Annotated in this window: 12 protein-coding genes and 1 pseudogene; 9 read left to right on the top strand and 4 right to left on the bottom strand. The window is 60.5% G+C overall.

The annotated features are described in order from the left end of the window. Positions 1-60: 60 nt before the first annotated feature. A pseudogene (locus tag N5C18_RS09060) lies at positions 61-246 on the top strand (integrase core domain-containing protein); the annotation flags it as partial. Positions 247-474: 228 nt separating this feature from the next. Here the strand turns inward: N5C18_RS09060 and N5C18_RS09055 are convergent. From N5C18_RS09055 to N5C18_RS09040, 4 genes are all read right to left on the bottom strand, one after another. Beyond that, the gene (locus N5C18_RS09055; protein ID WP_000539741.1) at positions 475-792 is read right to left on the bottom strand and encodes a multidrug efflux SMR transporter; all 318 of its coding nucleotides are present in this window, start codon (positions 790-792) and stop codon (positions 475-477) included. 58 nt (positions 793-850) lie between these two features. Then, the gene (locus tag N5C18_RS09050; RefSeq protein WP_000717310.1) at positions 851-1,114 is read right to left on the bottom strand and encodes an EexN family lipoprotein; all 264 of its coding nucleotides are present in this window, start codon (positions 1,112-1,114) and stop codon (positions 851-853) included. A 32-nt stretch (positions 1,115-1,146) separates the two neighbouring features. Next, positions 1,147-2,052: a LysR family transcriptional regulator gene (locus N5C18_RS09045; protein WP_000405670.1), complete on the bottom strand. Its 906-nt coding sequence runs from the start codon at positions 2,050-2,052 to the stop codon at positions 1,147-1,149. A 93-nt stretch (positions 2,053-2,145) separates the two neighbouring features. Then, positions 2,146-3,549: a TolC family protein gene (locus N5C18_RS09040; protein WP_225011067.1), complete on the bottom strand. Its 1,404-nt coding sequence runs from the start codon at positions 3,547-3,549 to the stop codon at positions 2,146-2,148. 100 nt (positions 3,550-3,649) lie between these two features. Here N5C18_RS09040 and N5C18_RS09035 point away from each other — a divergent pair, with 100 nt between their 5' ends. The 8 genes from N5C18_RS09035 to N5C18_RS09000 all read left to right on the top strand — a co-directional run bounded on the left by N5C18_RS09035 (position 3,650) and on the right by N5C18_RS09000 (position 12,640). Continuing rightward, positions 3,650-4,291 (top strand): TetR/AcrR family transcriptional regulator, encoded by a 642-nt coding sequence (locus N5C18_RS09035; protein ID WP_024944154.1) that lies wholly within the window; start codon positions 3,650-3,652, stop codon positions 4,289-4,291. A gap of 131 nt (positions 4,292-4,422) precedes the next feature. After that, a complete protein-coding gene (locus N5C18_RS09030) occupies positions 4,423-5,454 on the top strand; it encodes an efflux RND transporter periplasmic adaptor subunit (protein ID WP_225984323.1) in 1,032 nt (343 codons plus the stop codon). Positions 5,455-5,478: 24 nt separating this feature from the next. Next, positions 5,479-8,583 (top strand): efflux RND transporter permease subunit, encoded by a 3,105-nt coding sequence (locus N5C18_RS09025; protein WP_003092293.1) that lies wholly within the window; start codon positions 5,479-5,481, stop codon positions 8,581-8,583. An 80-nt stretch (positions 8,584-8,663) separates the two neighbouring features. Beyond that, the gene (locus N5C18_RS09020; RefSeq protein WP_038421338.1) at positions 8,664-9,011 is read left to right on the top strand and encodes an SMR family transporter; all 348 of its coding nucleotides are present in this window, start codon (positions 8,664-8,666) and stop codon (positions 9,009-9,011) included. A 15-nt stretch (positions 9,012-9,026) separates the two neighbouring features. Continuing rightward, complete coding sequence (locus N5C18_RS09015; protein WP_000837791.1) at positions 9,027-9,647, top strand: DUF3313 family protein; 621 nt, start codon at positions 9,027-9,029, stop codon at positions 9,645-9,647. Further along, positions 9,644-10,801, top strand: a complete 1,158-nt coding sequence (locus N5C18_RS09010; protein ID WP_000063629.1) for an ABC transporter permease — start codon at positions 9,644-9,646, stop codon at positions 10,799-10,801. Before N5C18_RS09015 ends, N5C18_RS09010 begins: the two co-directional genes overlap by 4 nt. Continuing rightward, positions 10,798-11,619, top strand: coding sequence for an ATP-binding cassette domain-containing protein (locus N5C18_RS09005; protein ID WP_023093371.1), 822 nt, complete (start codon positions 10,798-10,800; stop codon positions 11,617-11,619). The genes N5C18_RS09010 and N5C18_RS09005 overlap by 4 nt, the downstream gene beginning before the upstream one ends. Before the next feature lie 91 nt (positions 11,620-11,710). Next, positions 11,711-12,640 carry an MlaD family protein gene (locus tag N5C18_RS09000; protein WP_000433686.1) on the top strand — a complete coding sequence of 310 codons (930 nt, stop codon included), beginning with the start codon at positions 11,711-11,713 and terminating at the stop codon, positions 12,638-12,640. The last annotated feature ends 53 nt before the right edge of the window (positions 12,641-12,693 follow it).

Here is a 12,693-nt window from a genome sequence, read left to right as displayed (position 1 = left end):
GAGAAAACCATGATGAGAACTCCCCTCAGGATTCTGCTGGTCCTGACTTCGCAGGCAACGATGGGCGACGAACTGCTCAACCGCGAATGGTTCCGCAGTCGGACCGAAGCGAAGGTGCTGATCGAACGTTGGCGACAGTTCTACAACGAGCAGCGGCCGCATAGCGCGCATGCTTACAAACCGCCGGCGACGATCCGGCGCAACTGGATCCAATCCGATAGCATCCCCTCCGAACTCACTGCCTGACTGGCTACAAAGTTCGTACTCAGGTCACCTTGGCGCAGGCACTGAAGGTGGAGCCACCCGGAATGGGTGCTCCCACCGCCTTACGCGCACTGGCTCGAACTCTCCCGAGGCGCCGGCAAGCTCGTCACATAGCGACTAGAGAGAGGAGGTGACCGTACGAGTTCCCAGCGCCCGATCCACTCTGGGAGCTGGGTCGCCTAGCGACTACGCTACCAATGGAGCTAGCGATCAACTCGATAACTTGAGCGTGATAACGCCCAGGATGATCAACGCCACGCCAAGGTATCGCATCAGGGAGGTTGGGTCGCCATAGAAATGAATTCCGACTAAGAAAGTTCCCGCCGCTCCGATACCCGTCCACACCGCATAAGCAGTCCCAATCGGTATCTGACGCTGAGCAAGCCATAGGAAGGCGCCGCTAATTGTCATGAAAGAGACGGCTACTGCGACCCCACTCCAACGCGATGTTGGCTCTTGCGCCATTTTCAGCCCGACCGGCCATCCGATTTCAAACAATCCAGCCAAAACAAGATAGATCCAACCCATTGCGATTCTCCTTCAAATTTTTCATATCCGGCATACATACTCCGGCATGACCACCAGCTTAGAACTTCGGCGGCTCTTTAGGCGTGGTGTGGGGCACATCGCCATCTTCGTAAAAGCGCTTTCGCGTAGCCTCGGCAACCCGGTTACATAGTTGGTCGCCCAGCATTGGTCGATCCAACTTGCATTGCTTGCGCAACTCTTTCAGACGCTCAGGATTGAGCGCTAATTCATCGACTGTCGGAAGGTTGGCTTTATCTGGTTTCCCAGATGGGCTGCAGGCTGCCAATGTCGAGGAAAGCAATATGAGAGCAATCTTCTTCATGGTTAATTTTCTTTGGGAGATTGTGTGATGGTTTACCGCCGACCTTTGGCATCTGGAGATTTGATCGAATGAACGCGTTCCATGAAGCGAGTCAGCATTTCTGACGGCTCGCTGGCCGGCCGTAGTAGATAGGTCGTGAGCATTGGCGAACGTCCAGTCAGCGGCCGTGCGACCACCCCCTGTTCCCTGCTGGCTGTGATATGCGCGCCTCCTGTGAGGCCTAGTGCAAGTCCCGCCGAAACCAGGACCATCATTAGATCGCTGGAAGTCACGCGTTCGGCAATCAGTGGCTCTATGTCCACGCGACGTAGCACCCGTTCAACTTGCCGAGCATGGCCCTCACACGCCACCGCGTCGCAGAGCACCAGCGGATACCGCAACAGCTCTTCTAGGGGAATCTGTTTGTGGGATAGCAAGGGGTGCCGTGCGGGCACAGCTACCATCAGAGGGTCACTCCACACCGGCACGGCGATGATGCCTTCGCCGACTTCATCCGATTGAGCGAAGCCGAGATCGTACAGTTCGCCACACAATCCCTTGATTTGCTGTGCCAAAGGCACCTCGAAGAAGCGAACTTCCACTTCCGGCTCTTCCTGCCGGCAGAGCGCCAACAACGCAGGCAGGCGCGATGGCGTGATTCCATCAGACAATGCAATACGGAGCTGGCAATGAAAGCCATTGGCTGCGGCGTTCACACTGTCGCGCGCCTGCTGCAAAGCTGCGAAGACACGCGGCACGCTCTCAAAGAAGAGCCTGCCCGCACGAGTCAAGCGGGTGCTCCGAGTGGTTCTCGCAAATAGCGCTACGCCCAACTCTTCCTCAAGTTCCTTGATGGCGCGCGACAGCGGCGATGTCTCTATGTGGAGGCGCTCTGCGGCTCGGGCAAAGTGCAGCTCCTCTGCCACCGCCAGAAAGTAGCGCAGGTGTCGAATTTCCATGTTCGCATTCCTCATCACTCAGGCCTCACCACCTTCGCCTTGCGTCACGCTATTTAGCTAGCCTTCGCAAGCTGCTCCAGCATGTTTCTGCGATCAAACAGGAGAGCCGGATAATGCTTTTGCCAGGACGCCCCATTGCATGGCTGTCTCGGCCCGCGTGCGGATCAGCGAAGCCTGCGCTGACAGCACCCCGGCCTCAGCCTCGGCCACCACCGTGGCGTCCACTTGTCCCGCCTCGAACAGACGTCGGCTGCGATCGAGCTGACGCTCCGCGACTGCGACACCCTCGGCCTGATGCTCCAGTGCTGCGTGCTGCGTATGCCAACCGAGATATGCGTTCTCTACGTCCTGCAAAGCACTCAACAAAGTGCGCTCGAACTCCGCACGGGCAGCTCGGCTGCGCGCCTCTCCGGTCTCGATGCCGGCACGGATCGCGCCACCATCGAAGATCGGCAACGACACCCCGGCCCCAAGTGAAAAAATGTTTCCAGTGATGCGGGTTCCCACACTCTCTACGCGCTGCCGTCCGCCGCTCAGGTCCAACACCAGCCTGGGGAAGCGTTCGCCTTCGGCTGCGTTCCAGCGCGCGGTTTCGGCGGCGAACTTCGCTTCGGCGGCGCGCACGTCGGGCCGCTCACTCAGCAGGTCCGCAGGTATGCGTGTCGGTGTCCAGTCCGGGACGGCGAGCGACGCAAGAGTTGGGGAAGCTGCAGGCGCTCCGGGCGTTTGTCCCACTAGTACATCGAGTGCATGCGTCGCCTCGCCGCGCGCACGCCGCAGTTGCTCTTGCTCCACGCGCAGTGCGACGACGCCGGCGCGGGTACGCTCGATGTCGAAGCCGGTAGCTTGTCCGGCCTCGAACTTCCGTTGCATCAGCAAGACGAGTCGTTCTGCGGATGCCAGCCGCGCCGCGGCTAGCGCTTCGAGCTCACTGGCTTGGCGCTGCTGCACAGCCGCCGACACTGTTTCAAACGCGACCTGCCACCGCGTGGCAACCCACGCTTGTTCGGCTGCCACCGCATCCAGGCGCGCACCTTCTGCTGCCTGCGAAAGCCGTCCCGACAGGTCTGCCTCCCACGATGCGGACAACGTGGCGCGGCCATCATTGCCGATTGCAACGTTCCCTGAATAGTCGCGTCCTCGAGTTGCCTGCGTGCCCGCGGACAACGAGGGGAGCAGGGAGGCCCGTGCTCGCCGCGTGGCGGCCGATGCCTCGTCCACGCGCGCTCGCGCAATCGTCAGTTCGGTATTGCGCTCCAGCGCCGCCCGGACCAAGGCATTGAGGTGCGGATCGCCGTAGGCCGTCCACCAATCGACGGGAAGAGTACGGCGGGACGATTTGTCCAAGATGCCTTCACCTCCCTCTTCATTTGAGAAATGGGCCGGTACATCCAGGCGAGGTGGATCGGCAGAGTGCGGGGCATGGCTGCAGGCCGCAAGAAGCAGTAGCGGAGAAATCATGGCAATGAGGCGATAGCGTTCAAGAATTTGAGACATGGCAGCTCCTTGCGCTCCGAAAAAGTCTTGACGGACTGTTGTATGGCTTCTACTATACCGTCTGGACTGTATATGACTCAAGCTTTTTTGGAGCACGACCATGCCGCCCCGCGCGAAAACAAAGTTGCCCCCCCCGTCCACTGCCCATAGCAGCGCCGATGCGCAGCCCGGCCTCCAGCAAGGAGCCCAGCGAACTCGCGACCGCATCCTGCAGGCCGCCCGCGAACTGGTGCTGGAGGAAGGTGCCAGTCGCTTGACACTGGACGCCGTCGTTGTGCGGGCCGGGTTGAGCAAAGGGGCGTTTCTCTATCACTTCAAGACCAAACGCGATTTGTTCGTGACACTGATCGACGAGATGATCCGGGCGTTCGACGCGGTACAAGCCAATCACGAGCGCAGGTTTGCCGGAGATCCGGACCCCTGGCTGTCGAGCCAGGTGGAAGCGATGCCCGACGACGAGATGCAGAAGATGGGCGCAGCGCTGCTCGCGGCAGCTGCGGAAGATCCAACACTTCTCGACCCACTGCGCGAGTGTTACCGCGTGCAGTACGAACGCGTGCGTCGATCCCCGCGTGGCACCGAGACCGCGGCACTCATCATGCTGGCATTGGATGGCGCCCTGTTCGCCGATCTTCTGGGTTTGCCAATACTCGCACCCGCAGAGCGGCGGCATTTCTTTCGGGCGCTCCAGGATCTCGCCTCGGGCCATCTCGAACTTGTCCCGGCAAAAGGACGCACATGAGTCGCGTCCGTAGCGGTGTCATGACCGCGTGCGCACCGCGCTCCTTGGCGGTTGCTTGCACACTATCCATTTCGACTCTGCTCTCAGGGTGCGGAAACTCGCAATCCACCGTATCCGAGCCTCCGCGCGCAGTGAAGCTCGCCGCCGCGCAGTCGGATCTCCCGCATAGCTCTCGCATCGAATTGACTGGCTCGGCGCGAGCAACCGAGCGCAGCATCCTAGGATTTGAAACAGGAGGACGGATCGCCAAGTTGAACGTCGACGTGGGTGAACGGTTCTCCCGCGGCCAAGTCCTGGCAGAACTTGATGCGCAACCTGACCGGCTTCGCGTGACACAAGCGCAAGCATCCCTGGCGGCCGCCGAAGCCGGCCTGATGGATCGACGTGTACAGACAGATCAACAGCGCCGGTTGCTCGAAAGCGAAGTCATCTCCCCTGCTGCGTTCGAGAGCGCGAAGGCGCAGCTAGCGGTCGCAGAGGGTCAAGCGCGCACTGCCAAGGCGGCGCTTGGCCTGGCCGAACGAGCACAACGTGGCACGATGATCGTCGCTCCTTTCGATGGTGTCGTGGCGGAAAAGCTGGCTTTGGCGTTCACCGACATTGCTGCTGGTGCGCCGGTATTTCAGGTCGACGGCGTGCGCAGTGGCACTGAGATCATCGCGAACGCGTCTACTACACAGGCACCTCACATAGATGTCGGCCAACGCGCAGAACTGAGCTGGAGCGGAGCCGAACAACCAATCCGAGCGGTGGTACGTCGTGTCGGTCTGCGCGCCGAAAATGGCTCGCTCCTACCCGTGGTGCTAGTGCCTGAAGATAACGCGCAAGCGCGCGCACTTCGGCCAGGTATTCCCGTACAGGTCGTGCTCGACGCACCTGCGGCAACCTCCAAGACCTCTCGGCCCGAGACTGTATCCATACCTTATGCCTCGCTGGTGCTCGGCACGAAGCCGGGCGAGGCTTCCGTCTTCGTCTACACCCCTGAAGATAAGAAGGTGCACCGTCGCGCGGTGCGCTTCACGCCGGTACAGGAAGGAGACAGCGCGCGCGTCCTCGCTGGACTCAAGCCCGGCGAGACGGTGGTTGCCGCCGGAGGAGGATGGCTCACCGATGGACAGCCAGTGACACCACTGGAAGCCACCACTCAATTGACCAAGCGCTAACGCGATCCACCAGGTTACTTCATCATGAAGATCACCGAGATGGCGCTGCGCGCCAGTCGACTTACCTACTTTGTAGCGCTCATCATTTTCGTCGCCGGCATCGCGACCTTCCTGAATTTTCCTTCTCAGGAGGAGCCGACTGTCACGGTCCGCGATGCGATGGTCACGGCGTTGAACCCGGGGCTGCCCGCCGAACGCGTTGAGCAACTCATTGCCCGGCCGATCGAGGAGCGCTTGCGCGAACTGGCAGAGGTCAAGCGCGTGACGAGCACCGTGCGCGCAGGCAGCGCCATGATCCAGGTCACGATCTGGGACCGCTACACCGACTTGGCACCGATCTGGCAGCGCGTCCGGGCCAAGGTCGCCGATTCGAAGGATGCCTTACCACAGAGCACGATGGGGCCTTTCGTCGACGAAGACTTCGGCCGCGTCGCGGTTGCCTCGATTGCGGTCACTGCACCAGGTTACTCCATGAGCGAGATGCGCGTCGCGCTCAAGCAGATGCGCGACCGCCTGTACACCGTGCCTGGTATTGAGCGCATCACTTTCTACGGCCTGCAGGAAGAGCGCGTCTATCTCGAATTCGATCGGCCTAGGCTCGCGCGATTGGAGCTGACACCACAGGGGGTGATCGACCAACTCGTCAAACAGAACGTCGTCGCTTCGGGTGGACAAATTGTTGTCGGCGGCATCAATGCAACCTTGGCGGTCAGTGGCGAAGTGCGTGACGCTCCCTCCCTGCGAGCAATGCCGATCGCGCTGCCACGACCGCAAAGTAGTACGGCGCCCGTGCCGACGATCGCATTGGGTGAACTGGCGCAGGTGAGTGTGCGGCCAGCCGATCCGCCGGAATCTGCTGCCATCTACAAAGGCCAGCCCGCTGTCGTCATGGCGGTTTCGATGGCCTCCGGTCAGAACGTGGAGCAGTTCGGAAAAGCGCTCAAAGCACGGGTTGCAGACCAGGAGAAGCTGCTGCCGGCGGGTTTCGATCTGTCATACGTCACTTTCCAGGCCGATGTCGTCAAGCACGAGATGGGCAAAATGAACCACGTCATGATGGAGACGATCATCGTCGTCCTCGGTGTCGTCGTGCTATTTCTCGGTTGGCGCACCGGGATCATCGTGGGCATGATCGTGCCGTTGACGATCCTCAGTGCACTCATCGTCATGCGCGCGATGAACATCGAGCTTCAGAACGTCTCGATGGGCGCCATCATCATTGCGCTCGGCTTGTTGGTGGACAACGGCATTGTGATTGCCGAAGACATCGAACGCCGCCTGGCCGGTGGCGAAGATCGTAAGCATGCCTGCCTCGAGGCGGGCCGCACGCTCGCCATTCCGCTGCTCACGTCCTCGCTCGTGATCGTGATCGTGTTCTCGCCGTTCTTTTTTGGCCAGAACGCCACGAGCGAGTATCTGCACAATCTCGTGGTCGTGCTGGCACTGACGTTGTTCGCTTCGTGGCTGCTGTGCCTGACTGTCACGCCCCTATTGTGCTACCACTTCGCCAAACCCCATCACAAGCAGGAGCAGGGCGACGCCTATGACACCCGCTTCTACCGTGGCTACCGGCGCGTACTGGAGTGGGTGCTCCACCATAAGGCGGTCTATGTAGCGTCGATGATCGCGGCGCTTGCCATTGCGCTGTATGGCTTCACCACCCTGCCGTACGATTTCATGCCCAAGTCCGACCGGCTTCAGTTCCAGATTCCGGTGCAGCTCGCCCCCGGTACCGACTCGCGCGAAACGCTCGCCCGCGTGAAGCAGATCAGTGGTTGGCTGGGCGACACGAACATCAATCCAGAAGTCTCCGATCACATCGGCTACGTCGCCGATGGTGGCCCGCGCTTCATCCTTAGCCTGAATCCACCACTGCCGGCATCGAACATCGCGTACTTCGTTGTCACATTGAAGCCGAAGAGCGACATCGACGCCGTCCTCGCCCGCACCCGCAGCTACTTTGCGCAAGCACATGGCGACGTGCGCGCCGAGCCCAAGCGTTTCTCGCTCGGTGCGACCGAGTCAGGGACTGCCATTTATCGCGTCAGCGGTCCGGATGAGGAGGTATTGTTGGGGGCCGCGTCCAAAATCGAAGCAGCGCTGCGCAAGCTGCCCGGCACCATCAACGTCAAGAACGATTGGGATACGCGCGTTGGCCGCATCGACGTACGGGTCGACCAGGACCGCGCGCGTCGGGCGGGCGTGACGACTGAAGACATCGCTGGCGGGCTGGATGTCCGCTACAGCGGCAGATCGATCTCGGTTATTCGCGACGGTGACACCTCCGTCCCGATCGTCCTGCGCAGTATCGTAAGCGAGCGTCGCAGCACGGCAGACGTAGGCGCGACGCTCATCTATCCCACCAACGGCGGTCCAGCGGTGACGCTGGCTCAGGTCGCAGACGTATCGCTCGCGAGCGAGCCCTCGGTCATCCAACGGCGCAATCTCATCCGCACGATCACCGTGCAAGGACAGAACACCTCTTACACCGCCCAGGAGATCATCAACCGCCTGGCGCCTAGCGTCGCTGCCCTGGACCTGCCCGCGGGCTACTCGGTTGAACTTGGCGGCGAGATCGAGGAAGCCGCCGAATCGAACGCCGCGCTGTCGACCTACATGCCCCTCGCATTTCTGGCGATGCTGATGCTGTTCGTATGGCAGTTCAATTCTTTCCGCAAGCTCGGTGTGATCCTCGCGACGATCCCTTTCACGCTTATCGGCGTGGTATTGGCTCTGAAGCTGACCGGCACACCTTTCAGCTTCATGGCGACCTTCGGCGTACTGGCCCTGTTCGGGATCATTGTCAACAACGCCGTGCTCTTGCTGGAACGCATCGACCAGGGGCTAGCGGAAGGCCTGCCACGCCATGAAGCCTTGGTTGGGGCCGCGATACAACGGCTTCGTCCAATCGTGATGACCAAGGTCACCTGCATTTCGGGACTGGTGCCACTCATGCTCTTCTCCGGACCATTATGGAAAGGGATGGCGATCGCGATGATCGGTGGGCTGGCACTCGGAACGCTGGTGACGTTGGGCTTGATTCCGCTGCTTTACGAAGTCCTGTTTGGAATCAAGCGAATTGGGCCGTGGAACCTGAGTGTCGCCACCGCGCATGGAGATCGCTCATGAGTCTCTTGCGAGCCGCCGCGTGCTGCGCATTCTCAGAATTCGTATGCACCCACGCTTCATGCGTATGTCTCGCTAGGCTTATGCGATTCAGCACCCATCCGCTGATCTGGAAATCCTGGTCGATTGTCATTGCCGCAGGGGTTCTAGGAGCGGGCTATCCACTGGGCCTGCGGGCCATCACGGCGGGCGGTCCGATGCGCTGGGTCGGCCTCTGTGTGGCAGTGACGTGCATGGCGGCCAGCGGCGCACTTTTGTGGTTCGCGCTCAAGCGGATTCCGATCAGCGCGGCCTCTGCAGCCTGGGCAGGAATCGGGCTACTTGGAAACTTGGGCGTCGGCGCCCTCCTACTAGGCGATGTCGCATCGGTAACGCGCTGGTCTGGCACCGCCCTCATCGCAGCAGGCATTGCCTGTCTTAGTTTCGTTTGATCAAGGAGACCCATTATGAAGAGCAAAACTGCATTGATCCGCGGCGGCATCTTTTTTTGCGTAGCAGGCGCGCTCTCTGGATGCGCGACCAACAGCATGACGCGCTCCGGATTTCTCGGCGACTACGAGAAGTTATCGCCGACACGATACGAGAACGTACTGATGTACCGCGCAGCGGGATTCGAGCCCAAGCGTTATGCCGCTGTCGTGGTGGAAGAAGCGCAGATCAAGACCGCCTCGGGTCGCATCGATGGGCTCGATGACGCGCAGCAGCGCGAAGTGCTAGACCATGTGACGAGCGAACTGAAACGCCAGGAAGGCAAAAGTCCCGCCCCCCCAGGTGGCGCGGGACAGGTTCGGGTGCGTGTAGCGGTCACCGAACTGCAGACACCGAATCGGGCAGTCAATGCAATGACGACCCTGCTGGTTGGACCCGTGACGACGGGTGGTGCCAGCCTAGAGTTCGAAGCAGTCGATTTAAGGACGGGACGCCGAGTTGCTGCCGCCAGTTGCTTCGAGCGCGGCAACGTCATTAAAGAGTTCGCCGGTTCGTACACATTGCTGGGTCATGCCAAAGCGGCGATCACGAACTGCATCGAGCGCATCGACAGCGCTTGGCGGGACACGCAGCCATGAGCAACGCTTCACAGGCTTGGCTCCGGCAGGATGCCATGGTCGGCGGTGATCACAAATGGCTGGCGGGTGGCGACTGGACGATAGAGCACTACGCCAGTCTGGCAAAATCCGTGTCCGCCGCCCGCATCAGTCATGCCGAGGGGTACGCCACTCCCTTACTCGACTGGACGCAAGTCCAGAGACTGGACACCGCCGGCGCGGCTCTGCTGGTGGAAATTCTCGGGCCAGACTCGATACTCGACCGGCCGGAGGCAGCTCCAAATCTGTCCTCGGATCGCCTCGCCCTAATGAGAGCGCTGGCCGCCGCTGCTACCGATCAGCAGAAGACGGAGAAAGCAGCGGTGAGCGGGAATCCTCTGCTCCGCGGTCTGGGACGCATAGGCCTGACCTTGGAACAGGGCTGTCGTGCGTGTCTTGGTCTGGCCGGGTTCGTGGGCCAGATCATCGAAACATGGAGCCGTACCGTTCGTCACCCGCGTCGCTGGCGCGCGACCTCGGTGATCGCTCAAATCCAGCGATCAGCGGTGGACGCCATTCCCATCGTGGCGCTACTGAGCTTCATGGTAGGAATGGTGGTGGCGTTCCTGGGAGCAACGGTGCTGGCCAACTTCGGTGCGAGCATCTTCTCGGTGCATCTGGTCGCCTTCTCGTTCATGCGCGAGTTCGGAGTGCTGCTCCCGGCCATATTGATTGCAGGCCGTACCGCAAGCGCGTACACCGCCCAAATCGGTTCGATGAAGGCAAATGAAGAGATCGATGCGCTTCGCTCCAACGCGCTCGACCCCATCGAGTTACTGGTGCTGCCACGCGTGCTGGCGCTTCTTGTGTCCTTGCCACTGCTCACCTTAGTAGGCATCTTGGCTGGCATTGCGGGCGGCGCCACCGTATGCGCACTGAGCTTGGAAATTCCTCCCGCACAGTTCCTTGCCATCGTGCAGGAAAAAATCGAGGTGCGCCATTTTCTTGTCGGAATGAGCAAGTCCCCGCTCTTCGCGGTGATGATCGCCGCTATCGGCTGCCATGAAGGGTTCAAGGTCGCCGGTAGCGCTGAGTCGGTAGGCGACCACACGACGTCTAGTGTCGTGCAATCAATCTTCATGGTGATCCTGATAGACGCCATCGCTGCACTGTTCTTCATGGAGATGGGCTGGTGAGCGCGGTGAAGCAAGACACCGACAACGGTGTGCGACACGCTATTGAAGTGCGCGGCCTGGACAACAGGTTTGGAACCCAGCAGGTCCATCAGGACCTAGACCTGGACGTGCGGCGCGGGGAAATCCTTGGCGTGGTGGGAGGGTCAGGCACCGGGAAATCCGTGCTCTTGCGTAGCGTCGTCGGGCTGCAGAAGCCGCATTCGGGCGTGGTCCGTATCGGGGGGCGCGACCTACTGCGAGCCCAATGGCTTGCGCGCGCGCGTATGGAGCGAAGGTTCGGCATTCTGTTCCAGAAGGGCGCGTTGTATTCATCGCTGACCGTCTTGGAGAACGTCGCTCTTCCTTTGATCGAGCATGTCGGTCTGGCGCGGCCTCTTGCCGAGCGTTTGGCAAGAAGCAAGCTGGGCTTGGTGGGGTTGCCTGCCGGAGCGGGAGACAAGTATCCGGCCTCGTTGTCCGGAGGCATGGTGAAACGAGCAGCACTGGCGAGAGCCTTGGCGCTTGATGCGAACATCCTGTTTCTTGACGAACCCACCGCAGGACTGGATCCAATCGGGGCTGCATCTTTCGACCAATTGATTCTGACCCTGCGCAATGCACTGGGCCTCACGGTGTTTCTGGTAACCCACGACCTCGATACGCTGTACACCATATGCGACCGTGTCGCGGTCCTGGCGAACCAGAAGGTACTCATCAACGACGGCATCGAGGCAGTCGAGCGCTTCAAGCACCCGTGGATACAGGAATACTTTCACGGCCCCCGTGGCCGTGCGGCCGCACAGGCCACTGGTGCTTCCAGCCAAGAGACGCAGCCATGAAACCCCTCCGCATCTGCATCATTCTTCCGTCGCGCACGCATTGGGCTGGGCGCACGCAATATTTAAACTCTGAGAACGAGGTGGTCTGATCATGGAACCACGTGCCCATCATGTATTCATTGGTCTGTTCGTCGTGCTGCTCGGTGCGATTGGTATTGGCTTCGCGCTTTGGCTCAGCGACACACGTTCCGACCACGATTACCAGTATTACCGGATTATGTTCGATGAGCCAGTGACCGGGCTTACGCCCGGCAGCCAGGTTCAGTACAGCGGAATCACGATTGGCGAAGTCGTTGCACTTTCTCTTTCACCGCGAGACCCAAGGCGGGCGATAGCGCGCGTACGCATCAATGCCACCATCCCGGTCCGGCAGGATACCCGCGCTGAATTGGTCATCACGGGAATTACCGGCAACGCGGTGATCGAGTTGAGCGACGGTGGGCCAAACGTGCCATTGCTGGATCGGAGAGAGGACGAGGAACCGTTGATCCTCGCACCACGTTCGGCGATGGCATCCCTGGTCTCCGGTGAGGGGAACAGCATGACGACACTCAACGGCATCTTGCTGCGCACGCAGGAGTTACTGTCGAAGGAGAATTTGGCTCTTGTGCACCGCAGTCTGGTGAATCTTGAACAGACCACGGGCGCGGTCGCTGACCAGAGGGCCGAGATCGCGACGTTAATCAGCAATCTGACCGAAGCAAGCAGAGAATCGACAGCTGCCGTGCGCCAAGCAAATAGCACTCTTCGCGATGCCAACCTGCTACTAAATAACGATGGTAAGCAAATCATGGTGAACACGCGTGATGCAACGGCATCCCTCGAACGCGCCGCTTTCAGGGTTGAGACGCTACTGCAAAACAATCAGGAATCGCTGAACCAGGGCTTGGCCGCCACAGGTCCTGCCATGCACGAACTCCAGCAGGCGCTGGCCAATCTAAACACCGTGCTGCGCCGACTGGATCGCAATCCGGCGCAATACCTGCTCGGTGGAGAGAACATTGAGGAAACCAAGCCGTGAACACTTCCGCCAGGATGATTCCCGTCGCTGCCGTGACTATGACGCTAGTACTC

It is taken from the genome of Stenotrophomonas sp. GD03930 (assembly GCF_029839665.1).
Taxonomy (GTDB): Bacteria; Pseudomonadota; Gammaproteobacteria; order Xanthomonadales; family Xanthomonadaceae; genus Stenotrophomonas; species Stenotrophomonas forensis.
Note: the sequence above shows the minus strand (reverse complement) of the source record. Positions and strands in the feature narration are given on the sequence as shown.

Coding starts and splice junctions, on each gene's coding strand:
- N5C18_RS09045 (WP_000405670.1), bottom strand. CDS start 2,052: ATGGAAATTCGACACCTGCGCTACTTTCTGGCGGTGGCAGAGGAGCTG.
- N5C18_RS09055 (WP_000539741.1), bottom strand. CDS start 792: ATGGGTTGGATCTATCTTGTTTTGGCTGGATTGTTTGAAATCGGATGG.
- N5C18_RS09010 (WP_000063629.1), top strand. CDS start 9,644: ATGAGCAACGCTTCACAGGCTTGGCTCCGGCAGGATGCCATGGTCGGC.
- N5C18_RS09015 (WP_000837791.1), top strand. CDS start 9,027: ATGAAGAGCAAAACTGCATTGATCCGCGGCGGCATCTTTTTTTGCGTA.
- N5C18_RS09050 (WP_000717310.1), bottom strand. CDS start 1,114: ATGAAGAAGATTGCTCTCATATTGCTTTCCTCGACATTGGCAGCCTGC.
- N5C18_RS09040 (WP_225011067.1), bottom strand. CDS start 3,549: ATGTCTCAAATTCTTGAACGCTATCGCCTCATTGCCATGATTTCTCCG.
- N5C18_RS09035 (WP_024944154.1), top strand. CDS start 3,650: ATGCCGCCCCGCGCGAAAACAAAGTTGCCCCCCCCGTCCACTGCCCAT.
- N5C18_RS09000 (WP_000433686.1), top strand. CDS start 11,711: ATGGAACCACGTGCCCATCATGTATTCATTGGTCTGTTCGTCGTGCTG.
- N5C18_RS09025 (WP_003092293.1), top strand. CDS start 5,479: ATGAAGATCACCGAGATGGCGCTGCGCGCCAGTCGACTTACCTACTTT.
- N5C18_RS09020 (WP_038421338.1), top strand. CDS start 8,664: ATGCGATTCAGCACCCATCCGCTGATCTGGAAATCCTGGTCGATTGTC.